We start from the raw sequence: 22,446 nt of genomic DNA, 5'->3' as shown, positions 1-22,446 counted from the left end.
GCTGCCACCGGCAGCAAAAGGAGTAACGTTTATGAAAAAGCTTGGCGCTATCGCCCTGACCGCCGCCCTGGCCGGCAGCCTGACCCTCACCGCCCTGGCCCAGGAGCCCGTTCTGATCGCTCCCAACCCCAACGCCGGCACCGATACCGGCTACGCCCAGACCATCGTCCTCAACGGCAAGGCCCTGGACCTCACCGGCATCCCCGGCGGCACCCTCAACCTGCCCATGCGCCTGGTGGCCGAGGCTGACCACGGCTCCGCCTACTGGGCCCAGGAGGAAAACGAGGGCTGGTTCTACTTTGGCGAAAACCAGATCGTGGTCCATTTCACCGATAACAGCGTGTCGGTCAACGGCGAGACTGTGGCCGATCTGCAGGCCGTGGTGACCGACGGCGTCACCTTCCTGCCCGGCGACGTATTCACCCACCTGGAGGGCTACACCGTGGAGACCGCCGACGGTCAGGTCACCATCACTACTCCCAACAGCGATCCCATGATTCAGCTGGGCTATCAGGTGATGGAGTCCGCCGGTATGGCGGTGGGCATGAAAGCGGACGATACCTTTATGTCCAACTACGGAATCGACACCCAACAGTTTGATGCTTATGTAGCCTTCTTCCCCATGATTACCAGCCCTGACACCGTCATCCTGGCCAAGCTGGCCCAGGACGCCGACGTGGACGCCGTCAAGGAGCAGCTGGAGGGCTACCGTCAGACCCAGGAGGACACCTTCTCCTGGTATCTGTCCCAGAACCTGCCCAAGGTGGAGGACGCCCGGGTGGTGGTGGAGGGCGATTACCTCCTCTTCCTCATCGGTGAGGACGCCGACGCCGGCGTGGCCGCCTTTACCGCCGGGATTGCCGCTCTGGACGCCGAATAAGCGCGCCGCCGGTACATCATAACGTAAAAAATACCCGCTCTTCCCCGTACGCCGTGGGAAGGGCGGGTATCTTGTCATTTGGGGAGAAACCCGGCGGCCTGCACCGCGGCCAGCTCCGCCGCGCTTTCGGCGATGTAGTCGGGCAGGGGCTCGTTCTTGATGAAGAAGGTGAAGGTCCCCGCCGCTACCGCCTCCCCCTTGTCGTCGGTCAGATAGACCCGGTAAACCATGATGGTCCGTCCCACCCGCTGAGGATTGGCCACACAGCGGACCACGGCAGTATCGCGGGCAGGGTGCAGATAATCCATCCGGCAGTCCAGGGTCACTCCCACCCGGCCCCGGGTGGCGGCGGCGCAGCCGGCCACCGTATCCGCCAGGGTACACAGACACCCGCCGTGGACCAGGCCCATGGGGTTGAGCAGCTCTTCCCGAATGGGGAGCTCCCCCTCGGCATAGTCCTGGGCAATTTTGGTGATGCGTACCCCGATATACTCAGCAAAGCGGTTATGCTTGGTACGGGCCGCTACATTTGCCACATTGCTTTCCACATTACTGCAAGAATCCATCCAAAATCTTCTCCTCTGCTTCCTGTTCGGTGAGGCCCAGGGTCATCAGCTTGAGGAGCTGGTCGCCGGCGATGCGTCCGATGGCAGCCTCATGGATGAGCTGGGCGTCCACATGGTTTGCCGCGATGGCGGGGATGGAAGAGATCTTGGCCTCCCCCATGATGATGGAGTCACACTGCACGTGTCCGAAGCTCTTGGCGTTGCCCGTCATCTTGGGGTAAAAGACCTGCTGGGACTGGTCCTGGGCCACGGAACGGGAAATGACCCGGCCGGTGGCCCCTTCCCCGTCCAGAATGATCTCCATGTCGGATTCGGCGGTCTGTCTGCCGTGGGTGAGAAGCTTCTCGGTAATGATCGCCTCGGCGTTTTTGCCCACCACGATGCGGGTGTCCCGCTTGGTGGAGTCCACGCCCCGGATCTGGGTGGTCTCCATCTGGATGGAGGCCCCCTCCTCCAGGTAGACCACCGTCTTGGGATTGAAAATCCGGCTGCCGGTGCCCTCGCCCTCGCCGTAGTGGCGCTCGAAGTAGCGCACCCGGGAATTTTTGCCGATATAGAAGGTGTGGAGGCCGTCGTGCTGGGCGGTCTCACAGCCGGTGTTGTGGATGCCGCAGCCGGCCACGATGTCGATGTCGCAGTCCTCGCCGATGAAGAAATCGTTATACACCAGCTCGGTGAAGCCGGTGTCATGGATGATGACGGGGATGTGGACCGACTCCTTCTTGGTGCCCGGCTTGACCCGGATGTCGATGCCGGACTTGCCGTCGGTCTTGGTGGTGATGTCGATATTGGCGGTGGAAGCCCGGGAGTCCAGCTGTCCGTTGCGCCGGATGTTATAGGCCCCCTGGGGGGTGCGTTCCAGGTCGGCGATCTCCCGGAGCAGCTTCCAATCGGTCTTGTCCATCATGCTTTGTTTGCCTCCTCGCTGAGATAGGTGCATCCGGCCGAGGTCTTGGCCAGGATGAGGGGGAAGATCTCCTCCTTGGGTCCGTGCTGGGCCACCTGGCCGTCCTCGATCATGATGATCTCATCCGCCAGGTTGATGATGCGCTCCTGGTGGGAGATGATGATGAGGGTGGCCTCCCGCCGGGCGTGGATGGCCTGGAAGGTCTCGGTAAGCTTGGCAAAGGACCACAGGTCGATGCCGGCTTCCGGCTCGTCGAAGATCATGAGGCCCGACTTCCGGGCCAGGATGGTGGCGATTTCAATGCGCTTGACCTCGCCGCCGGAGAGGGAGGTGTCCACCTCCCGGTCGATATAATCATGGGCGCACAGGCCCACCTTGGTCAGATATTGGCAGGCGTCCTCGGTGGACAGGTCGTCCCGGCCGGCGGCCAGGCACAGCAGATCCCGCACCCGCAGGCCCTTGAACCGGGGGGGCTGCTGAAAGCCGTAGCTGATGCCCAGGCGGGCCCGCTCGGTGATGCTCATGGAGGTAATATCGACGCCATTCCACAGAATTTCGCCGCCGTTGGGCCGGATCAGGCCCATGATGGCCTTGGCCAGGGTGGTTTTTCCGCCGCCGTTGGGGCCGGTGATGACCACCAGCTTGTTTTCTCCAATGGTGAGGGAGACGTCGTTGAGGATGCCCAGCTCCGCGCCCGCGTCGTCGGACACCTGGTAGGTGAGGTGTTTGATCTCCAGCATAAGCTGACTTCTCCTTTTGTATCCCGTATCATATCCTGCGCGGCGGTGCCGCGTCCAAACATATGTGATCTGCCAGGGCTTTCCTGTCAGTATGTGATATTATAGCACTTCTTATACCACAGTACAAGTATCTCCTATCAAAATACTATGATTTCTTTCTGGGCCGCCGGGCGGGGTGGGGCATAGAATGGGGGTGAAGTACCGATGGATGAAGGAGGAACTGCTATGGAGCATACCTATCTGACGCCGGGCCAGGGGCTGGATGAGGCCGCCTTTGCCCGGGTATGGCGGCGGGTGATGCCGCGGGACCGGGCAGACTGCCCCTTTGTGGTGGAGCAGCCGGCGGCGGACACGGCGAACGACGAGCTGCCCGCCGGCGCGCCCGCTCTGACGCCCGCCGGCGGCGGACATATCCACCTGGACGGGATGGGCGAGGACGCAATTCCCTGTCTGGGGCCCGCTTCCCTGTCCTACGCGCCGCTGCTCCAGCGGTTCGTGGAGGGGAGCACGGCCCAGTGGCGGCTCTATCAAAGTCTCTCCCGGCGGTCGGGTCCGGTATACGCCCGGACGCTGGGGGGGCTGGCCGCCGCCGAGCTGACCCACGCCAAACGCCTGGCCGCCGCCTGTTTTCTCATCACCGGCGTGCGCTACTGGCCGGCGGACGCTCCCGGACGCAGCCTGCCCGCCGGCGCGCTGCCCGCCCTGCTGCGGGGGGCCTTTCAGGGGGAGCAGCGGAGCGCCTCCGCCTTTCTGGCCGCCGCCGCCGAGACCGCCGACCCGGCTCTTCGGGCCCTCTTCCTGGAGCTGGCCGAGGAGGAGGCGGGCCACGCCGCCCAGATCCGCCGGCTGCTGGAGCAGCTCTGACGCCGCCGGAAGGGACAGAAACCGCCGTTTTGGGCAAAAACCCCGGACCGAAACCGATCCGGGGTTGCTTTTTACCTATGGCTTACTGGGCCAGATTCTTGTCCAGCTGATCCCGGATGGCCTCCAGGAAGGTGTGGCTGTCCACCGCCTTGGCGGGGTGCTTGCCCTCCCACAGACCGGCCAGGTCGCCGGTCATGGTGCCGCTCTCGATGGTGGTGATGCAGGCCGCCTCCAGCTGGTCGGCGAAGTTGACCAGCTCGGGCAGGCTGTCCAGCTCGCCCCGCTTGCGGAGGGCGCCGGTCCAGGCAAAAATGGTGGCCATGGGGTTGGTGGAGGTCTTTTCGCCCTTGAGGTACTTGTAGTAGTGGCGGGTGACGGTGCCGTGGGCGGCCTCATACTCGTACTTGCCGTCGGGGGAGACCAGCACGGAGGTCATCATGGCCAGGGAGCCGAAGGCGGTGGAGACCATGTCGCTCATCACGTCGCCGTCGTAGTTTTTGCAGGCCCAGATATAGCCGCCCTCGGAGCGGATGACCCGGGCCACGGCGTCGTCGATGAGGGTGTAGAAGTATTCGATGCCCAGCTCGTCGAACTTGGCCTTGTACTCGGCGTCAAAGACCTCCTGGAACACGTCCTTAAAGGTGTGGTCGTACTTCTTGGAGATGGTGTCCTTGGTGGCAAACCACAGGTCCTGCCTGGTGTCCACCGCGTACTGGAAGCAGGCCCGGGCAAAGGACCGGATGGAAGTGTCCTTGTTGTACTGCCCCTGGAGGACGCCGGGGCACTCGAAGTCATAGACCGTCTGGCGGAAGGTCTCCGCGCCGCTCTCGTCGGTAAAGACCAGCTCGGCCTTGCCCTTGGCGGGCACCCGGTATTCGGTGGCCTTGTACACGTCGCCGTAGGCGTGACGGGCGATGGTGATGGGCTTTTTCCAGTTCTTCACCACGGGGGAAATGCCCTTGACCATGATGGGGGCGCGGAACACGGTGCCGTCCAGAATGGCCCGGATGGTGCCGTTGGGTGACTTCCACATCTGATGGAGCTTGTACTCCTCCACCCGCTGGGCGTTGGGGGTGATGGTGGCGCACTTGACGGCCACGCCGTACTTCTTGGTGGCCTCGGCGGAGTCCACGGTGACCTGGTCGCCCGTCTTGTCCCGCTCGGGCAGGCCCAGGTCGTAATACTCGGTTTTCAGGTCGATATAGGGGGTGAGGAGGACATCCTTGATGTCCTGCCACAAAATACGGGTCATCTCGTCGCCGTCCATCTCCACCAGGGGAGTGGTCATCTGAATCTTAGCCATGCTTGTTTCGGCACCTCCGTATGGGCGGAATGGTTCCGCCTGCAATATCTTTTTTAGTATACCGATTTTTCCCCAAAATTGCAATGCCGCGCCCCACAAATCCGCCCTGCTTGACAGCGGGCGCTTTTTGTGATATAGTTCATTACACAAGTAATGAACCAATGAACATTGGGAAGGAGGTGGCGGTATGCACACCCCTCTGGGAGAAGGGCCCCTGATCTATCAGCAGATCGCCGCCATGGTGGAACACGACATTCTGCGGGGCGTCTATCAGGAGGAGGAGCAGGTGCCCTCCACCAACGAGCTCTCCCGGCTCTACCGCATCAACCCGGCCACGGCGGGCAAGGGGTTAAACCTGCTGGCCGCCGAAGGGATCCTCTACAAGCGCCGTGGCTTGGGGATGTTCGTCGCGCCGGGAGCGGCGGCGCGCATTCGGGAAAAACGGAAGGCCGCCTTTTGGGACGGCTACCTCCGGCCCATGGTGCGGGAGGGCCGGTCGCTGGGTCTGGACGAGGAAACGCTGCTGGCCATGGTGAAGGCCGCCATGGAGGAAGGAGAAGAGTCATGACACAGGGTATTTTGCAGGCCGACGGCCTGTGCAAGTCCTACGGCAGGAAAACGGTACTGGAAAACCTGTCCCTTACCCTCCGGCCGGGGAAGATCTACGGCCTGGTGGGGCGCAACGGCGCGGGCAAGACCACCCTGCTGGGCTGCCTGTCGGGACAGAACCCCTTTCAGAAGGGCAGCGTCACCTATGACGGCGCGCCGGTGTGGGAAAACCAGGACGCATTGGACCACATCTGCTTTTCCCGGGAGCTGCCCGTCACCCTCATGGGGAGCCGCAACAATCTGAAAATGCAGAATTATCTGGACGCCGCCGCCCTCTTCTATCCCAACTGGGACCCAGACTATGCCGCCCGGCTGCTGGACCTCTTCCACCTGGAGAAAAAGAGCAAAGTCTATGCCCTCTCCCAGGGCCAGCGGTCCATGGTGACCATTCTCATTGCCCTGGCCAGCCGGGCTCCCCTCACCATCCTGGACGAACCGGCTGCGGGGCTGGACGTGGTGGCCCGGGAGCAGTTTTACCGCCTGCTGCTGGACGATTTCGCCCAGACGGGGCGCACCTTTGTGATCTCCACCCACATCATCGAGGAGGCTGCGTCGGTGTTTGAGGAGGTCTTGTTCCTGGATGCGGGCAAAATCGTGGTGTCGGGGCCGGTAGACGAACTGCTGGCGCAGTTTTATGCCGTCTCCGGTTTGGCGGAAGAAGTGGACCGGGCCTGTCAGGGGGTAACCGTCCTCTCGGCCCGCACCATCGGCCGGCGGAAGGAGGCGGTCATCCGGGGGACCCCCGCGCCGGAGGCCGACGTGGACCGCTCTCCCCTGGGGCTCCAGCAGGTGTTTGTGGCGCTGTGCGGCCACGGCGCGGAACAGATTTGAGGTGAAGGCCATGCTGCGCACCATACGCTTTTTATGGCGGAATTGCTCTCCGGTGTTTCTCCTGTTCGCCGGCTATCTGGCCGTTATGATGGTCTATGCCGCCCTGGGCGGCGGGACGCGGGAGGACTATGATCTCCTTTGGTCCTACTACAAAATGTCCCCCATGGTGGCTTTCCTGCTCTTTTTCTCCTTCGAAACAGCGGCGGGGGGCAGCTGGCTCAATCTGGCCCTGTCCACCTGCTGCACCCGGAGGCGCTTTTTCTGGGCAAACCAGCTCTTTCTTCTCCTGGCCGCGCTGGTCCTCACCGCCATCCTGGGCCTTTGCGTGATGCTCCCCGGATGGATGGGATGGGATTGGGTGGTCCCCTTCCTCTCCCTTTCGGAGCTGCCCCTCTTTTTCCTGTCCACGGCGGCGGTGGGCGAGCTGGCCCACCTGCTGGGATTACTCTATCCGCACCACCCCAAGCTGGGAATCCTGTGTACCACGCTGGGTATTCTCCTGTGGCTCTTTGCCACGGTCTGGAACGCGCTCTCCACGCTGGGCGTGTTCGCTTCCCCTTTCCCGCTCCTCTCCGTTTTGATTCTGGGCGGACTTTCTCTGGCCGGGCTTTTGGGCAGCGCCCGCATTACAGGCGCCGCCGCTGTGAGGTGATGGATATGAAACCTTTTGCCCTTTTACGGTACAGCCGGGACGATTTTTTCCTCTACATCCTGGCCCCTACCGGCTGCTTCCTCCTTTCCCTGCTGGCCAATCTGGCTGCGGTGGGCGTCATCGGCGCACGGACCACCTTTGTCTTTCTCCCCATTCTGCTGGCGGTGGTGTGCACTCTGCTGGGTCTCGTCGCCGGCATCATCGGAGTGTGCCACGGCTTTCCCCTGGCGGTCTCCTTCAGCGTATCCCGCAAAAAGGCGCTGCTGGGGGTCTGGGCATATCTGGGGGCGGTCTTTGCCCTTTTGTCCCTTCTCTCCCTGCTCTTTACCGCCGCGGACCATTGGCTTGTGTATGACTGGATGCCCACGGTCTTTTCCGGTCTGCGGGTGCTGGGCGACCCCCTCTATGAGGTCAACGGCCTGGTACTTGTGGCCTCCGCCGCCGGCGGCGTATTGGCCGGCTTTCTGTTGGGCGCCCTTTGCCTGCGCTTCGGCAACCGGAGCGGCTGGCTGATCTTCGGCATTTATTTTGCGGCGTTTTTAGGACGGGCGGTCATCCCCTGGGGGGCGCTGCTCTCGGTCTGGCCCTGCTGCGTACTGGCGGCGGCGGTGCTGCTGGCGGTGGCGGTGGTCTCGCTGCTGCGGCTGACGCTGCCGTCCTGAATTTCCTCCATCCAGTGGAGAAAGGCCGCCCCCATTACCAGGGTCTCGGCCAGCACCGACCGTGGGGAGGCGTCGGCGCTTTGTACCGTGACGGTGAGGAAATACCCCGCCGTCACCAGCTCCAGGGCGGCGGCCCTGCGGCGTACCCGGGCCGCTTCCTCCGCCGGTCCTGCCGTCCCCTCCACAAGGGCCTGACGCTCCAGAAAAAGGGCGATCAAGGAGAAAAACAGCCCCGCGATGAGGAGCAGCAAAAAGAAGATGGATTCGTCCAGCTGCCGGAGCGCCTCCTCCTGTTCCACCGTCCTCTCCCCTCTCTCTTTTATTCTATCCCTGCGCCGCCGGTGCGGTGCATGAAAAACGGGCGGCCGAACGGCCGCCCGTTGGCGTTTTTATAGAGGTTTTTTACTTCACGCTCTGACCGGCGGCCTTCTTGGCCTTGATCTCCTTGAGCGCGTCCTTGTAGGACAGGTTGACCCGGCCCTTCTCGTCGATATCAGTCACCTTGACCCAGATCATATCGCCGATGTTGACCACGTCCTCCACCTTCTCCACCCGGCGGTCGGCCAGCTTGGAGATGTGGACCATGCCGTCCTTACCGGGGGCCAGCTCCACGAAGGCGCCGAACTGGAGGATGCGCACCACCTTACCGTAGTACAGCTGACCCACCTCGGGCACAAAGACGATGGTCTCAATGATCTTCTTGGCGGCGTTGCAGCTCTCGGCATTCTCGCCGGCAATGTAGATGGTGCCGTCGTCCTCGATGTCAATCTTGGCGCCGGTGTCGGCACAGATCTTCTGGATGACCTTGCCGCCGGAGCCGATGACCTCGCGGATCTTGTCCACGTCGATCTTCATCTTCACCATCTTGGGGGCGGTGGGAGCCACCTCGGGACGAGGCTCGGAAATGCAGGGCAGCATGATCTCGTCCAGGATGGCAAAGCGGGCGTCCTTGGTGATGGCCAGGGCTTCCTTGATAATCTCATGGGTAAGGCCGTCGTTCTTCAGGTCCATCTGGATGGCGGTGATGCCCTTCTTGGTGCCGGCCACCTTGAAGTCCATCTCGCCGTGGAAGTCCTCCACGCCCTGGATGTCGATGAAGGTGGTAAAGCCGCCGTTGTCGTCCTGGATGAGGCCGCAGGAGATGCCGGCCACGGGGGCCTTGATGGGCACGCCGGCGTCCATCAGGGCCAGCGTGGAGCCGCAGATGGAGCCCTGAGAGGTGGAGCCGTTGGAGGAGAGGACCTCGGACACCACGCGGATGGCGTAGGGGAACTCCTCGGCGGAGGGGAGCACCGGCTCCAGGGCCCGCTCGGCCAGAGCGCCGTGGCCGTACTCGCGGCGGTTGGTGGAGCGGGGGGCCTTGGCCTCGCCCACGGAGTAGGGCGGGAAGTTGTAGTGGTGCATATACCGCTTCTCGGTCTCCTCCCAGATGGTGTCCAGCTTCTGGCAGGCGGAGAGGGTGTTCAGGGTGCAGACGGAGAGCACCTGGGTCTGGCCGCGGGTGAAGAGGCCGGAGCCGTGGACCCGGGGCAGCACGCCCACCTCGGCGGACAGAGGCCGGATCTCGTTCTTGGCGCGGCCGTCCACACGGTGGCCCTCCAGCAGCCAGGCCTTGACGATCTTCTTCTGGAATTTGTAGGTGATCTCCTCCAGGTACTTGTCCATATCGGGGTACTCTTCCAGGAAGAGCTCGTGCCACCGGTCGATGAGGGCGTTCCACCGCTCCTCCCGGACGTTCTTGTCGTCGGTGTCCATGGCGGCCTTGGCCTGGTCCATGGTGGCCTCCACGATCTTGTCGAAGAGCTCCTGGTCGAAGTCGGCGTGGTCGTACTCCATCTTGGGCTTGCCGATCTCGGCGGTGATGTTGTTGATGAAGGCCACCTGCTTGCGGATCTCCTCGTGGGCCTTGACGATACCCTCATACATAATCTCGTCGGGGATCTCCTTGGCGCCGGCCTCGATCATGACCACCTTACCCTCGGTGGCCACCACGGTGACGTCCATCTGGGAGTCCTTGCGCTGCTCCTGGGTGGGGTTAAAGACGATCTGGCCGTCCACATAGCCCACCTCCAGGCAGCCGATGGGGCCCGCCCAGGGGATCTCGGAATAGGAGAGGCAGACGGAGGTGCCGATCATGGCGGCCACCTCGGGGGAGCAGTCGTAATCCACGCTCATGACGGTGCAGGTGACGCACACGTCGTTGCGGAAGTCGCCGGGGAAGAGGGGCCGGATGGGCCGGTCGATGAGGCGGGAGGCCAGCACGGCGGGCAGAGAGGGACGGCCCTCCCGGCGCATGAAGGAGCCGGGGATGCGGCCCACGGCGTAGAGCTTTTCCTCAAAGTCCACGCTCAGGGGGAAGAAGTCCACGCCGTCCCGGGGACGGGGGGAGACGGTGACGGCCACCATAACGGTGGTCTCGCCGTACTTGACCATACAGGCGGCGTTGGCCAGCTCGGCCACCTTGCCCACTTCAATGGTGAGGGGACGGCCGGCCAGGTCCATGGACCAGGTCTTATAGTTGGGGAAGGTTCTGTGCTTGATGACGGTAGACATGAATAAAATCCTCCTTTTCACCGGCACGCGCCTCACCCGCGGGCTCTTTAGCACTTGAATGCAGGCCCGATACCCATTCAGGTCCACATTCAACTGCTAAAAGGCGCTCGGGCGCTGACACGCGCCGTTTTTTCTGTCTGGAACAAAGGGTGGTGCGGAATGAACCCACACCACCCCAAATTGTACCAAAAAATTACTTGCGGATGCCCAGCTTGGCGATGATCGCACGATAGCGCTCGATATCCTTGGCGGCCAGATAGTCCAGCATCTTGCGGCGCTTACCGACCATCTTCAGCAGGCCGCGGCGGCTGTGGTTGTCGTGGATATGCACCTTCAGGTGCTCGGTGAGCTCCTGGATGCGGGCGGTAAGAATGGCGATCTGCACCTCGGGGGAGCCGGTGTCGGTCTCGTGGGTGCGGTTGGCCTCGATCACGGCCGTCTTTTCGTCCTTACGGATCATGGGAAAATTCCACCTTTCATTTGATTGTGCCCGGTGACCGCGTGGAGGGCGGGTGGACTTCCCCGCATCTCCGCGGGCAAATCTCCCTGGACCCAGTCACGGGCAGGCGCACGAACGTGCTGATTAAGCATACCACAGTTTCCCCGGCCTGTAAAGGAAAAATTGCACGATTTTCCCCTCTTTCCCCTGTGGACTCCGCCGGAAATTCCTGTGGCGGTCGGGCGAAAAAGGTGCTACAATGAGGTATCCGGGGATTGGGCCGGCCGGGCCGTCCCCGCGCTTTACTATCGTCAGGCAGGGAGGGGCAGTTTATGCCGCAATTGAAGCATGGGACCCGGCGCGCCGAGGCGCATAACGTGGGCCGGATCTCTTTTTTTTCCGCCGTGCTGGTGTTCGTGCTGGTCTTGGTGCTGGTGGGCCTGTCCATGTCCAGCATCGGCCGCATCAACGCCAATTTGGACCAGATCGCCAACTACCCCTTTCAGGCCGTGGAGCGGACCGGCTCCCTCCGGGTCCTCAGCGAGCAGGCCAGCCTTATCATGACCCGTTTTCCCTTCATCAATACCCCCGACGTGTTGGAGGATGTCCGCCGGCAGGTGGACGAGATTTATGACCAGATGGACCCCCTGCTGGAGGAGATCGCCGACGCCTATCTGGGTCCCGCCGCCGATCTGGACGCCCTGCGGGCGCAGCTGGACCTGGTCCACGCCGCTCAGAACGAGATGATGGACTATGCCGCCGACGACGACCGCTCCGCCCAGGAGATCGACGACTACCAATCCGTCCACCTGGACCCCCTCCAGGCCCAGCTGGACGCCTGTATGGACACCATCCTCAGCGCCTCCCACGATTCCTTCCTCAATCTCTGGGCCGGCAGCACCACCACCTACCGCTTCTTTGTGACCGCGGCCATCTTCCTCACCGTGGTGGTGGCCGTCTCCCTGGTGTGCTACAATCTGCTCATCAGCCGCCTCAACCGGACGGTCCGGCAGAAAAACGACCTTTTCGATCTCCTCTGCCGGACGGTGGATCAGGTCTTTGTCATCTCCTGTCCCTCCGATCCCACCCAGGACTATATTTCCCAAAACTGCCGCGCCGCATTCTGCCTGGACGACCGGGAGACCGGCGGCGACATCGACCGCATCCTGGACCAGATCCGGCAGGGCATCCGGCCCCAGGACCTGCCCGCCTTCCTGGACCCGCCGGAGTCGGAGGGGCGCAACTACTATAACAGCGCCTTCCGCTATGAAAACAGCCGCACCAACGGGGAGCGCCACTTCTCCTTCCAGATCTACCGTGCCTCGCTGGAGGGGGCCGACTACCGCTTCACCGTCCTCACCGACGAGACCCAGGCCCTGGAGGTGCAGCGCCAGCTCCGGGAGGCGGTGGAGGAGGCCCGCAAGGCCAGCCAGGCCAAGGGCGAATTTCTCTCCCGCATGAGCCACGAGATCCGCACCCCCATGAACGGCATCATCGGCATGACCACCGTGGCCCTTCAGCACGTGGGGGAACCGGAAAAAATCGCCGACTGTCTCAACAAGATCAGCCTCTCCTCCAAGCATCTCCTGGTCCTCATCAACGACGTGCTGGACATGAGCAAAATCGAAAGCGGCAAGCTGGAGCTGCGCCACGAGCCCTTCGACTTCAACGCCTTTGTGGAGTCGGTGAGCAACGTCATCGCGCCCCAGGCCGCCGACCGGGGCGTGGACTTTCAGGTGGTGCTCCGCGGTATGCCCGACGAAGCTTTTGCCGGCGATTTGCTCCGCCTCAACCAGGTGACCATGAACCTTTTGTCCAACGCCCTCAAGTTTACCCCCAAGGGGGGCAGCGTCACCCTGCGCATTACCGCCCTCTCCCACACGGAGGAGACCATGTGGCTCCGCTTCGAGGTCATCGACACCGGCGCCGGCATTGCCGAGGAGAATTTTGAAAAGATCTTTGGGGTTTTCGAGCAGGAAAACGACTCCATCACCGCCCGCTACGGCGGCACCGGCCTGGGTCTGTCCATCTCCCGGCGGTTCGTGGAGATGATGGGGGGACACATCAGCCTCTCCTCCCGTCTGGGGCATGGCTCCACCTTTACCGTGGAGCTTCCCCTGGCCCGGGTGTCGGGGGCGGTGGAGACCGTCCTGCCCGCCTCCCTCAAAGGGGTGCGCGCCCTGGTGGTGGACGACGACCAGGACAGCTGCGAGTACGCCTGCCTGCTGCTGGAGCGGCTGGGCTGCCGGCCCGACCACGTCCGTACCGCCGTCCAGGCCCTGGACACCGCCCGGACCGCCGTGGAAGTGGGGGAGCCCTTCCGGCTCTACCTGGTGGACTGGAAAATGCCCCAGATGGACGGCCTGGATCTGGTCAAAAAGCTGCGGACCCAGCCCTGGGGCAAGGACGCCACCATCCTCATGGTCAGCGGCTATGACACCGGCGACCTCTCCGCCCCCGCCAAAAGCGCCGGCGCCGACGCCGTGGCCGCAAAGCCCCTCTTCCCCAACACCCTCTCCCAGCTGCTCTGCCGCCTGATGGGCTCTCCCCTGCCGGCCGAGGAGACCAAGCCCGCCGACCTGCGGGGCCGCCGGGTGCTGCTGGTGGAGGATAACCCCCTCAACATGGAAATTGCCCTGGAACTGCTGGCCCCCTCCGGCGCGGCGCTGGAGCAGGCGGAAAACGGCCAGGAGGCCGTGGACAAGTTTACCGCCTCCTCCATAGGCTGGTATGATGCCATCCTCATGGACGTGCAGATGCCGGTAATGGACGGCTATCAGGCCACGGGCCGCATCCGCGCCCTGGACCGCCCCGACGCCGCCGGCGTGGTCATCCTGGCCATGACGGCCAACGCCTTTTCGGAGGACGTCCAAAAAAGCCTGGCCGCCGGCATGGACGGCCACATCAGCAAGCCCATCGACATGAATGAGGTCATCGCCAAGCTCTCCCGCCTGCTGGACCAGCGGGAGGAGGCCCGCCATTCTTCTTAAGCATCCGCTTTGTACTTTTTATATTTGGAGGTAATCCCCATGACACTTTCTCAGCTCTCTTCCCAGCTTCGCTTTGACCAGGCCGGCGCGCTGGCCCGCTTCGGCGGCAGCGAGGCCCTGCTGCTCCGCTTCCTCCGCCGGCTCCCCGAGGACAAGACCTTTGCCGCTCTCTCCGACGCGGTGGCCGCCGGCGATCTGACCGGCGTGGAGCGCGGCGCCCATACCCTCAAGGGCGTGGCCGCCAATCTGGGCCTGGACGCCCTGCGGGACGCCAGCAGCGACCTGGTCTCCGCCGTGCGCGGCGGCCAGACCGACCAGATCGCCCCCCTTTTCGCCCTGCTCAGCGACGCCTATCAGGCCGCCTGCCGGGACATCTCCCAGCTTTGAGCCGGAGGCACACCCATGAGTAAACGTAACTCCCTCCTGGTGGTGGACGACATGGAGATCAACCGGGTGGTGCTGGGTCAGGCCTTCTGCGACCAGTATACCATCCTGGAGGCGGAAAACGGCCTGGAGGCCATGGACATCATCCGCACCCACGGCGATACCCTGGCCGCCGTGCTGCTGGACGTCATTATGCCGGTGATGGACGGCTTTGAGGTGGTGGAGCAGATGTACGCCGCCGGCCTTCTGGCCCGTATCCCCGTCTTTCTCATCACCGCCGACTGCTCCGAGGCCAACATGCGCCGGGGCTATGACCTGGGCGTCATGGATATCATCAGCAAGCCCATTATCCCCTATTTTATCCGCCGCCGGGTGAGCAGCGTGGTGGAGCTCTTCCAGGCCCGGGAACGGCTGAGCCGCACCGTGGAGGTGCAGGAGCAGGCCCTGGCCGAAAAGGCCATCGAGATTCAGCAGCTCAACAGCTCCATCATCGAGACCCTCTCCACTGCCATCGAGTTCCGCGACTGCGAGTCGGGCGAGCATGTCCAGCGCATCCACGATCTGACCGCCATCTTGCTGCGGGACCTGCGGGTGCGGGGCTTTGCCGGCTGCGCCTCCCTCACCGACGAGGAAATCGACCAGATCGCCACCGCCGCCATTATGCACGACGTGGGCAAGATCGCCATTCCCGACCAGATTCTCAACAAGCCCGGCCGCCTCACCCCCGAGGAATTCGCCATTATGAAAACCCATACCATCAAGGGCTGTGAGCTGCTGGACCGCATCCCCAAAAGCCGGGACAACCCCATCTATCAGTATGCTTACGACATCTGCCGCCACCATCACGAGCGCTGGGACGGCCGGGGCTATCCCGACGGCCTCAAGGGAGACGAGATCTCCATCTGGTCCCAGGTGGTCTCTCTGGCCGACGTCTACGACGCCCTTACCAGCCAGCGGGTCTATAAACCCCCCTTCCCCCCGGAAGAGGCGGTGCGCATGATCCTGGCCGGCGAATGCGGCGCTTTCAACCCCGAGCTGCTGGAGAGCTTCCGCCAGCAGGCCGAGTATATCCGCCAGATGTACCGGAGCTGCCCCCACAAGCAGGCCGCCCCGGCATTATCCTGAGCCCCACCCAGGGACGCTAGGAGGGAATCCCATGTCCAATCGGGACAGCATCCATCGTATCCTCAACCATCTGGGCAAGACCGCCATCTATGTCATCCGACAGGATACCCATGAGATCCTTTTTTATAACCAGCGGGTGGAGGAGGTCACCCCCGACATCCGCCAGGGCATGATTTGCCACGAGCTCTGGTCCCAATACTGCCACAACTGCCCGCTGCGCGATCTGGGGGACAAGGAGACCAACACCACGGTGGGCTATAACGGTCTCTTCGGCTCCCTGGTGGACATCTCCGCCACTCCCCTGCCCTGGGGTGAGGAGAACATCCCCGCCTATCTCATCTCCGTCACGCCCCATACCCCCACCGTTCAGGAGGAGGAGGTGGCGCTGGGCCGGCGGCGTCTGGCTCAGGTGGCCGCTCAGCTCTACCCGGTGGTCTATTCGGTCAATCTGACTCAGGAAACCTATACCACCCTGGTGGGCGACGGCTCCACCGCCGTCATGCCGCCGCACAGCGGCCCCTTCTCCAACCTGGCGGTGGACTCGGCCCGCTACGTCCACCCCGACCACCGGGCGGCCTTCCTGCGGCTCTTCTCCCGGGAACACCTGATGGAGCTCCACAACCGGGGCGAACAGCAGATCAGCCTGGAGTACCGCTATCTCTACCAGGACGGACAGTACCGCTGGGCCGAGTCCCGTGTCATTTTCCTGGACACGCCCCCCGGCGCCGATCTGATGGAGCTCACCCTCTCCCGTACCATTGAGGAGCGCAAGCTCACCGAGGAGCGGCTCCTGCGGGAGCGGGAGGCCGCCTACAACAGTCTGCCCGGCGGGGTAGTCAACTGCGTGGCCGACGAAGGCTTTACCATTTTGGAGATGAGCCGCAATTTCCGGGAGATGATGGGTCTTTCCGAAGAAATGCAGCGGAAGGAAGGACTCCAGTTTTTTGCCGGGCACATGGGCGGCGACTGCGCCAAGCGCTGCCTGGAGGCCGCCGACCGGGAGGAGCCCATCTCCTTTGACGCCCCCGTCCCCCACCAGCCGGGCCGCTGGGTCCACGTGGAGGGCAAGCCCACCGACACCTGGAAGGGACTGCCGGTCTATACCCTGGTGGTGCTGGACATCACCGCCCGCAAAGAGGCCCAGGCCAAGGCGGAGGCCGAACAGCTCAAATACCGGGTGGCGGTGGAGAGCGCCGCCGACGTGGTCTTTGAATACTATCCCGATCAGGATTGCTATATCGCCCAGGACAGCAGCGCAATGGGGGGACGCACCGCCCACATCAGCGGCTATCTCTCCTCCCTGCCCCGGCGGGTCCACCCGGAGGATCTGGAGCTGGTGCGTCAGATCCTCTCCGGACAGGTGCGCAACGCCCAGGTCCGCCTCCGCCTCACCGAACAGGAGCGCGGTTACCGCTGGTATCTCTTCCAGGGCGACGCCATCCGGGAGGGGGAGACGGTGCGCAAGGTCATCGGCACCCTCCGCGACATCACCGCCGCCAAGGAGCGGGAGGCCCAGGCTCTGGGCCGGGAACAGATCATGACCGCCACGGTCATGGCCCTCTTTGGCGAGCTCATCGTGCTGGACGCGGATAAAGGCACCTATCTCAGCTACAAATGCGCCATGCCCGCCCATGCTTTGGGCAACGGCGCCGACTTTACCCGCTTTCACCTGGACTACGGCGCGGCTCTTATCCATCCCGACGACCAGGAGCTCTTTTTCTCCACCTTCTCCCTGGACGCCCTCCGCCGGGATCTGTCCCAGGGCAGGGACCGCTGGTCCGTGGAGGTCCGGCGGAAGGACGGGCAGGGCAGCTACCGCTGGTGTGAACTCATCGGCATTACCCTCCACCTTCAGTCCCAGGCCGGCCGGCAGATTTTGCTCACCTTCCGGGACGTCCACGCCCTCCACACCGCCCGGCAGGAAAGCCGCCTGGCCAATCAGCGCCTGCTCCAGGCGGTCAACCGCTTCTATTCCGCCATCTACGAGGGCGACCTGGACCGGGATACCCTCCTGATCTGGAAGGAAGCCGACGGCATCCTCTCGCCGATACAGGCGGGGATCACCATGAGCGGACATCTGGAGACGGTATACCGCAGCTATATCCACCCCGACTTTCAGGAGGAATTCCGCCGGAATTTCTTTCCCGACGCCCTGCGGGACGCCATCCGCCGCGGAGAACGGGAACGGTATATGGAGGCCTTCAACCTCTGTCCCGACGGCTCCTACCGCTGGTTCTCGGTCTACGCACAGCTTCTTCCCGGCGCGGACAGCGGCGGACGGGTCATGTTCTACCTCAAGGACATCGACGAGACTCACCGGGAACAGGAGCGGCAGCGCCAGGCCCTGCGGGACGCCCTGACCATGGCCGAGCGGGCCAACGCGGCCAAGAGCGACTTCCTCTCCCGGATGAGCCACGACATCCGCACCCCCATGAACGCCATCATCGGCATGACCACCATCGCCCAGGCCAATCTGGACCGGCCGGACAAAATTGCCGACTGCCTGGGCAAGATCGGTCTTTCGGCCAAGTTCCTTCTGTCCCTCATCAACGACGTGCTGGACATGAGCAAGATCGAGAGCGGCAAGCTGAGTCTCAATCTTGCCCCCTTCTCCTTCCATGAGTTTATCCAGAATATCGTGCCCATCATTTACGGGCAGGCCACCGACAAAAAGCAGGACTTTCACGTCCTGGTGGACGAACACCTGGAGGACAGCTACCGGGGCGATTCCCTCCGGCTCCATCAGGTGGTCATGAACCTACTGTCCAACGCCGTCAAATACACCCCCGAAGGGGGCGAGATCCGCTTTACCGTCTCCCTGCTGCGCCGGGAGAGCGACCGGGATTTCCTCCGGGTGGAGGTGTCCGACAGCGGCATCGGTATGTCGGAGGACTTTCAGCGCCGCCTCTTCCAGCCCTTTGAGCAGGAGCACCAGGACGGCGGCCGGGTCTTTGAGGGCACCGGTCTGGGTCTGTCCATCGCCCACAACCTGGTGCAGATGATGGGCGGCGCCCTCACCGTCACCAGCCGGCTGGGGCAGGGCTCCACCTTTACGGCGGACCTCCCGCTGGAACGGCTGGCCCCCCACGAGGTCCCCGCCTGGGACTGTCCCCAGGCCCAGGATATGCACGTGCTCATTGTAGACGATCTTCAGGACGTGTGCGAGCAGACCGCCGCCATCCTCACCGCGCTGGGGGTCCACGCCCGATGGTTCACCTCCGGGGCCGACGCTCTGGCCGCCGTGGGGCAGCCCGACGCCCCCGCCTTTGATGTGGCCATTGTGGACTGGAAAATGCCCGGCATGGACGGCCTGGAGACCGTCCGCCGCCTCCGCGCCGCCATGGGCGAGGAGCTGATGGTGGTCATCATGTCGGCCTACGACTGGAGCGACATCGAGACGGAGGCCAGGGCGGCCGGCGTGGACCTGTTCCTCACCAAGCCGTTTTTTGAAAGCTCTCTGCGCACCGTCCTCTCCCAGGCCCGGCGCAAGGAGCTCTCCGCCCCCTGCGCTCCTCCTGCCTCCGGCGAGGCGGACGCCTCCTTCCACGGAGAGCGGGTGCTGTTGGTGGAGGACAGCGCCATCAACCGGGAAATTGCCCAGGTGCTTTTGGAAATGGCCAACCTGACGGTGGACTGCGCCGAAAACGGCCAGGAGGCGGTGGAGCGCTTCTCCGCCTCCACGCCCGGGACCTATGGGGCGATTTTAATGGATATCCGTATGCCCGTTATGGACGGTCTGGAGGCCACCCGGCGCATCCGGGGCACATCCCACCCTCAGGCCAAAACCATCCCCATTCTGGCCATGACAGCCAACGCCTTCCAGAGCGAGCAGCAGGAGGCCAAGCTGGCGGGGATGGACGGATACCTCACCAAGCCCATCGAAAACGACAAACTCTATCAGATGCTGCGCCGCGCTCTGGACGGGGTCCTCACCCAGCGGGAGGGTTTTACCGTCTGACCGGCGCGGTCAGGAGGTTTTATGTCCCAATCTTCCCTGACCATGCAGGTCATCGGACACATCCGCAGCGATTTCTCCACCAAGTTCGGCATTCCCCGCCAGAGCGGCCTGGTGGACGCTCTGCGGGCCCGGGTGGTCTTTACGCCCCCCTACCGTAACCCGGACGCCCTCCGGGGTCTGGAGGACTTCTCCCACCTGTGGCTCATCTGGCAGTTCTCCCAGGCCGTGCGGGACACCTGGTCCCCCACCGTCCGTCCGCCCCGTCTGGGAGGCAACGAGCGCATGGGGGTCTTTGCCACCCGCTCCCCCTTCCGGCCCAATCCCATCGGCCTGTCCTGCGTGCGCCTGGTGGAGATCCGGCGGGAGCCGGAGCTGGGGCCGGTGATCGTGGTGGCGGGAGCCGACCTGATGGACGGCACCCCCATCCTGGATATCAAGCCCTACGTCCCCTATGCCGACGCCCACCCGGAGGCTGCCTGCGGCTTTGCCCCCGACGGCGGCAAGGTTTTAACGGTAGCCTGTCCCCCGGAGCTGCTGGCCGCCGTCCCGCCGGAGAAGCGGGAAGCCCTGCTGGGCGTGCTGGCCCGGGACCCGCGCCCCTCCTACCAGCACGACCCGGACCGGATCTACGGCATGGCCTTTGCCGGTCTGGAGGTCCGCTTTTCGGTGGATGGAGACACCCTGACGGTCCGTTCCCTCTCTCCCGCGATCTGCACCTGACGCCAAACAATACGGGCGGCCCTTCCTCTTCGGAGGAAGGGCCGCCCTTTGTCTGAATCGCGGAGGCTCGTTTTAGTGGGTAAGGGACTGCATATAGGCGTCCATGGCCTCGGCCACCGCCTTGGAGTGGGCCACCGCCTCCACCACGGTGCGGGCGCCGGCCACCACGTCGCCCGAGGCGAAGATGCCCGGCCGGCTGGTGACGCCCCGCTCGTCGGCCTCAATGAGGCCCTTGTCGTTGGTGTGGATGCCGTGGGTGCTGCTGACGATCCGGTTGAGGGGACCCTGACTGATGGAGATGATGACGCTGTCCGCCGGGTAGAGCGTCTCGCTGCCCGGCACCGTCTCGATGGCGCCGTCCTCCCCCACTCTGGTGTCAGCAAAAAGGACGCCCGCGTCCACGATCTCCACCGGGGCCTTGTTGTAGACAAACTCCACCCCTTCCAGCAGGGCGTACTGGTACTCATGCTGGGAGGCGGCCACCTTGTCGTCCCGGGAGAAGCACTGCAGATGGCGCACGCCCTTGCGCAGGGCGGTGCGGGCCACGTCCATGGCGGCGTTGCCCGCGCCGATGACGATCACCCGCTCTCCCAGATGGTAGCTGTCGGGGTTGTTGAGGTAGTTGATGCCGAAATGGACATGGCCCAGGGTCTCCCCCTTGATGTGGAGGGTGTTGGGCTGCCAGACGCCGGTGCCGATGAAAATGGCCCGATAGCCGTCCCGGAAGAGGTCGTCGATGCCGATGGCCCCGCCGATGGTGGTGTTGGGCCGCACCTTGATGCCCTTGAGGATCAGGTGGTGATACTCGAAGTCGTCCAATACGCTTTTTGGCAGGCGGAATTCGGGAATACCGTAGCGGAGCACCCCGCCGATCTTGTCCTTTCCCTCAAAAATGGTGACCTGATAGCCTTTGCGGGCCAGGATCACCGCGATGGTCAGGCCCGCCGGGCCCGCGCCGATGATGGCCACCCGCATTCCGTTGGAGGGCGCGGGACCCTTGACCATCTTGCTGGAGTAGGTGCTGGAAATATACTGCTCGATGGTAGAAAAGTGGACGGGCGCGCCCTTGCGGCCCAGAACACAGTGGCCCTCACACTGGTTTTCGTGGTTGCACACCAGGCTGCACACAGTGGTAAGGGGATTGTTTTCAAAGAGCTTCCAACCGGCCTCGTCCAGCTTGCCGTTGAGCATCAGCTGAATCACCTGGGGGATGGGCGTGTGGATGGGACAACCCTTCTGACACTGGGGGACCTTGCAGTTGAGGCAGCGGTGGGCCTCGTCCAATACATGCTGCGCCATATGGAAAACCTCCGTCTTTTGTCATTAAAATAATTATAACAGCGGTTTTTACCCATTGTCATGGAAATAATTGCGCAAAATATTGCAATTATAGCGGAATCCATCCAACCTTATAAAAAAGGAACGCCCCGCCGGTGGTTTTCCACAGGCGGGGCGTTGTTCGTCTGGCTTTTATTCCGCGCTTTCTGGCTTGATGTCGCTGCAATCGCCATATTCCTTCTTTGCCTGACGGTAGAGCTTCTTGCCTTCTTCCGCGGCACGGCTGATATTTTCCTTGGTAGACACCGACTTGGCCGCCTGGCGAAGGGCCGCCTCCGACAGATCTGGGGCCACGCCCTTTTCCTTGGCCGCCTTGAACACATTGAGCATCATACGCATGAAGAGATAACCGGCGGCATAGACCATGCAGAAGTTGATGATCGCGCACAGTACCGTGTCGGCCAGATGAATGCCGGGAATCAGCGAGAAAACGATACTGGCGGAGATCAGAACGCCCAGATAGGCGGCAGTCTCCGCAACGATGACCGAGGCCACACTTTTGAGCACATTTTTCTTGAGGGAAATGCCAAAAATCTTGCACACGTCCACATACATGGCGATGACAAAGCCCACGCCCACGCCGGTGGCGATTAACGCGCCGGCATCGGGCAGCAGGGCGGAAGCCGTAGCGGACGCGGCGGCGGCCAGAGCGTGGCGCATGATGGACTGACACGCCTTTTCGGTGGCATCCTCGAAACTCGTACCCAGATAGCGCTGCAATTCACGCGCGGCGATTGTAATGTAATGTCCGTTCATAGTAGACCCTCCTTTTTGCCGGTCTTTCGATAAGGTACAATAAGTTTCGCAAAAATAAAAAGACATGGTTTGCAGATCTCTGGTAGAATGAAGTTGCGACACCACCATTCGAAAGGAGACAGCAAACCATGTCCGAGAAGATTGTACAGCTAAACGAGGAAGTAATCAA

Annotated in this window: 19 protein-coding genes; 11 read left to right on the top strand and 8 right to left on the bottom strand. The window is 63.1% G+C overall.

All coding sequences use genetic code 11. The features are described 5' to 3' along the window. Nucleotides 1-31: 31 nt before the first annotated feature. Nucleotides 32-880 (top strand): DUF4358 domain-containing protein, encoded by an 849-nt coding sequence (locus H7U37_RS06375; RefSeq protein ID WP_204874512.1) that lies wholly within the window; start codon nucleotides 32-34, stop codon nucleotides 878-880. A gap of 74 nt (nucleotides 881-954) precedes the next feature. Here the strand turns inward: H7U37_RS06375 and H7U37_RS06370 are convergent, their stop codons facing one another. The 3 genes from H7U37_RS06370 to H7U37_RS06360 are packed head-to-tail and all read right to left on the bottom strand — an operon-like array spanning nucleotide 955 to nucleotide 3,093. Further along, on the bottom strand, nucleotides 955-1,446 hold the full coding sequence (locus tag H7U37_RS06370) for a PaaI family thioesterase (protein ID WP_204874510.1): 492 nt from the start codon (nucleotides 1,444-1,446) through the stop codon (nucleotides 955-957). Then, complete coding sequence (locus tag H7U37_RS06365) at nucleotides 1,430-2,350, bottom strand: SufB/SufD family protein (RefSeq protein WP_204874542.1); 921 nt, start codon at nucleotides 2,348-2,350, stop codon at nucleotides 1,430-1,432. Before H7U37_RS06365 ends, H7U37_RS06370 begins: the two co-directional genes overlap by 17 nt. Next, nucleotides 2,350-3,093 carry an ABC transporter ATP-binding protein gene (locus H7U37_RS06360; protein WP_204874507.1) on the bottom strand — a complete coding sequence of 248 codons (744 nt, stop codon included), beginning with the start codon at nucleotides 3,091-3,093 and terminating at the stop codon, nucleotides 2,350-2,352. Before H7U37_RS06360 ends, H7U37_RS06365 begins: the two co-directional genes overlap by 1 nt. A 225-nt stretch (nucleotides 3,094-3,318) precedes the next feature. Between H7U37_RS06360 and H7U37_RS06355 the strand changes: the two genes are divergently transcribed. Continuing rightward, nucleotides 3,319-3,957 (top strand): ferritin family protein, encoded by a 639-nt coding sequence (locus tag H7U37_RS06355; RefSeq protein WP_204874506.1) that lies wholly within the window; start codon nucleotides 3,319-3,321, stop codon nucleotides 3,955-3,957. An 82-nt stretch (nucleotides 3,958-4,039) separates the two neighbouring features. Here the strand turns inward: H7U37_RS06355 and H7U37_RS06350 are convergent, their stop codons facing one another. Further along, a complete protein-coding gene (locus H7U37_RS06350) occupies nucleotides 4,040-5,260 on the bottom strand; it encodes an NADP-dependent isocitrate dehydrogenase (RefSeq protein WP_204874505.1) in 1,221 nt (406 codons plus the stop codon). Nucleotides 5,261-5,447: 187 nt separating this feature from the next. Between H7U37_RS06350 and H7U37_RS06345 the strand changes: the two genes are divergently transcribed. The 4 genes from H7U37_RS06345 to H7U37_RS06330 are packed head-to-tail and all read left to right on the top strand — an operon-like array spanning nucleotide 5,448 to nucleotide 8,014. Continuing rightward, complete coding sequence (locus tag H7U37_RS06345; RefSeq protein WP_204874504.1) at nucleotides 5,448-5,828, top strand: GntR family transcriptional regulator; 381 nt, start codon at nucleotides 5,448-5,450, stop codon at nucleotides 5,826-5,828. Then, nucleotides 5,825-6,700, top strand: a complete 876-nt coding sequence (locus H7U37_RS06340; RefSeq protein ID WP_204874503.1) for an ABC transporter ATP-binding protein — start codon at nucleotides 5,825-5,827, stop codon at nucleotides 6,698-6,700. Before H7U37_RS06345 ends, H7U37_RS06340 begins: the two co-directional genes overlap by 4 nt. 10 nt (nucleotides 6,701-6,710) lie before the next feature. After that, on the top strand, nucleotides 6,711-7,352 hold the full coding sequence (locus H7U37_RS06335) for a hypothetical protein (RefSeq protein WP_204874502.1): 642 nt from the start codon (nucleotides 6,711-6,713) through the stop codon (nucleotides 7,350-7,352). A 5-nt stretch (nucleotides 7,353-7,357) separates the two neighbouring features. Continuing rightward, nucleotides 7,358-8,014, top strand: coding sequence for a hypothetical protein (locus tag H7U37_RS06330; protein WP_204874501.1), 657 nt, complete (start codon nucleotides 7,358-7,360; stop codon nucleotides 8,012-8,014). A 402-nt stretch (nucleotides 8,015-8,416) separates the two neighbouring features. Here the strand turns inward: H7U37_RS06330 and H7U37_RS06325 are convergent, their stop codons facing one another. Both H7U37_RS06325 and rpsO read right to left on the bottom strand, forming a co-directional pair. Then, nucleotides 8,417-10,567 (bottom strand): polyribonucleotide nucleotidyltransferase, encoded by a 2,151-nt coding sequence (locus tag H7U37_RS06325; protein ID WP_204874500.1) that lies wholly within the window; start codon nucleotides 10,565-10,567, stop codon nucleotides 8,417-8,419. 193 nt (nucleotides 10,568-10,760) lie between these two features. Next, nucleotides 10,761-11,027 (bottom strand): 30S ribosomal protein S15, encoded by a 267-nt coding sequence (rpsO, locus tag H7U37_RS06320; protein ID WP_087263108.1) that lies wholly within the window; start codon nucleotides 11,025-11,027, stop codon nucleotides 10,761-10,763. Between the two features lie 311 nt (nucleotides 11,028-11,338). Here rpsO and H7U37_RS06315 point away from each other — a divergent pair, with 311 nt between their 5' ends. Genes H7U37_RS06315 through tsaA form a run of 5 tightly spaced genes read left to right on the top strand, consistent with a single transcriptional unit; the run spans nucleotide 11,339 to nucleotide 20,183 of the window. Further along, a complete protein-coding gene (locus H7U37_RS06315) occupies nucleotides 11,339-13,996 on the top strand; it encodes a hybrid sensor histidine kinase/response regulator (RefSeq protein ID WP_204874499.1) in 2,658 nt (885 codons plus the stop codon). Nucleotides 13,997-14,035: 39 nt separating this feature from the next. After that, nucleotides 14,036-14,383, top strand: coding sequence for an Hpt domain-containing protein (locus tag H7U37_RS06310; RefSeq protein ID WP_204874498.1), 348 nt, complete (start codon nucleotides 14,036-14,038; stop codon nucleotides 14,381-14,383). A gap of 15 nt (nucleotides 14,384-14,398) precedes the next feature. Next, complete coding sequence (locus tag H7U37_RS06305; RefSeq protein WP_204874496.1) at nucleotides 14,399-15,505, top strand: HD-GYP domain-containing protein; 1,107 nt, start codon at nucleotides 14,399-14,401, stop codon at nucleotides 15,503-15,505. A 31-nt stretch (nucleotides 15,506-15,536) separates the two neighbouring features. Then, nucleotides 15,537-19,463 (top strand): response regulator, encoded by a 3,927-nt coding sequence (locus H7U37_RS06300; RefSeq protein WP_204874495.1) that lies wholly within the window; start codon nucleotides 15,537-15,539, stop codon nucleotides 19,461-19,463. Nucleotides 19,464-19,484: 21 nt separating this feature from the next. Further along, nucleotides 19,485-20,183, top strand: coding sequence for a tRNA (N6-threonylcarbamoyladenosine(37)-N6)-methyltransferase TrmO (gene tsaA, locus H7U37_RS06295; protein WP_204874494.1), 699 nt, complete (start codon nucleotides 19,485-19,487; stop codon nucleotides 20,181-20,183). A gap of 72 nt (nucleotides 20,184-20,255) precedes the next feature. Here the strand turns inward: tsaA and H7U37_RS06290 are convergent, their stop codons facing one another. After that, nucleotides 20,256-21,482 carry an NAD(P)-dependent oxidoreductase gene (locus H7U37_RS06290; RefSeq protein WP_204874493.1) on the bottom strand — a complete coding sequence of 409 codons (1,227 nt, stop codon included), beginning with the start codon at nucleotides 21,480-21,482 and terminating at the stop codon, nucleotides 20,256-20,258. 171 nt (nucleotides 21,483-21,653) lie between these two features. Then, entirely contained in the window at nucleotides 21,654-22,277 is a 624-nt protein-coding gene (locus tag H7U37_RS06285; protein ID WP_204874492.1) for a hypothetical protein, read from the bottom strand. Nucleotides 22,278-22,446: the final 169 nt, after the last annotated feature.

The sequence above is a fragment of the Pseudoflavonifractor phocaeensis genome (assembly GCF_016901735.1).
Lineage (GTDB): Bacteria > Bacillota > Clostridia > Oscillospirales > Oscillospiraceae > Pseudoflavonifractor_A.
The sequence above is the reverse complement of the archived record's forward strand: the minus strand, read 5'-3'. Positions and strand labels throughout refer to the sequence as shown.

Coding starts and splice junctions, on each gene's coding strand:
- H7U37_RS06375 (WP_204874512.1), top strand. CDS start 32: ATGAAAAAGCTTGGCGCTATCGCCCTGACCGCCGCCCTGGCCGGCAGC.
- H7U37_RS06370 (WP_204874510.1), bottom strand. CDS start 1,446: ATGGATTCTTGCAGTAATGTGGAAAGCAATGTGGCAAATGTAGCGGCC.
- H7U37_RS06365 (WP_204874542.1), bottom strand. CDS start 2,350: ATGGACAAGACCGATTGGAAGCTGCTCCGGGAGATCGCCGACCTGGAA.
- H7U37_RS06360 (WP_204874507.1), bottom strand. CDS start 3,093: ATGCTGGAGATCAAACACCTCACCTACCAGGTGTCCGACGACGCGGGC.
- H7U37_RS06355 (WP_204874506.1), top strand. CDS start 3,319: ATGGAGCATACCTATCTGACGCCGGGCCAGGGGCTGGATGAGGCCGCC.
- H7U37_RS06350 (WP_204874505.1), bottom strand. CDS start 5,260: ATGGCTAAGATTCAGATGACCACTCCCCTGGTGGAGATGGACGGCGAC.
- H7U37_RS06345 (WP_204874504.1), top strand. CDS start 5,448: ATGCACACCCCTCTGGGAGAAGGGCCCCTGATCTATCAGCAGATCGCC.
- H7U37_RS06340 (WP_204874503.1), top strand. CDS start 5,825: ATGACACAGGGTATTTTGCAGGCCGACGGCCTGTGCAAGTCCTACGGC.
- H7U37_RS06335 (WP_204874502.1), top strand. CDS start 6,711: ATGCTGCGCACCATACGCTTTTTATGGCGGAATTGCTCTCCGGTGTTT.
- H7U37_RS06330 (WP_204874501.1), top strand. CDS start 7,358: ATGAAACCTTTTGCCCTTTTACGGTACAGCCGGGACGATTTTTTCCTC.
- H7U37_RS06325 (WP_204874500.1), bottom strand. CDS start 10,567: ATGTCTACCGTCATCAAGCACAGAACCTTCCCCAACTATAAGACCTGG.
- rpsO (WP_087263108.1), bottom strand. CDS start 11,027: ATGATCCGTAAGGACGAAAAGACGGCCGTGATCGAGGCCAACCGCACC.
- H7U37_RS06315 (WP_204874499.1), top strand. CDS start 11,339: ATGCCGCAATTGAAGCATGGGACCCGGCGCGCCGAGGCGCATAACGTG.
- H7U37_RS06310 (WP_204874498.1), top strand. CDS start 14,036: ATGACACTTTCTCAGCTCTCTTCCCAGCTTCGCTTTGACCAGGCCGGC.
- H7U37_RS06305 (WP_204874496.1), top strand. CDS start 14,399: ATGAGTAAACGTAACTCCCTCCTGGTGGTGGACGACATGGAGATCAAC.
- H7U37_RS06300 (WP_204874495.1), top strand. CDS start 15,537: ATGTCCAATCGGGACAGCATCCATCGTATCCTCAACCATCTGGGCAAG.
- tsaA (WP_204874494.1), top strand. CDS start 19,485: ATGTCCCAATCTTCCCTGACCATGCAGGTCATCGGACACATCCGCAGC.
- H7U37_RS06290 (WP_204874493.1), bottom strand. CDS start 21,482: ATGGCGCAGCATGTATTGGACGAGGCCCACCGCTGCCTCAACTGCAAG.
- H7U37_RS06285 (WP_204874492.1), bottom strand. CDS start 22,277: ATGAACGGACATTACATTACAATCGCCGCGCGTGAATTGCAGCGCTAT.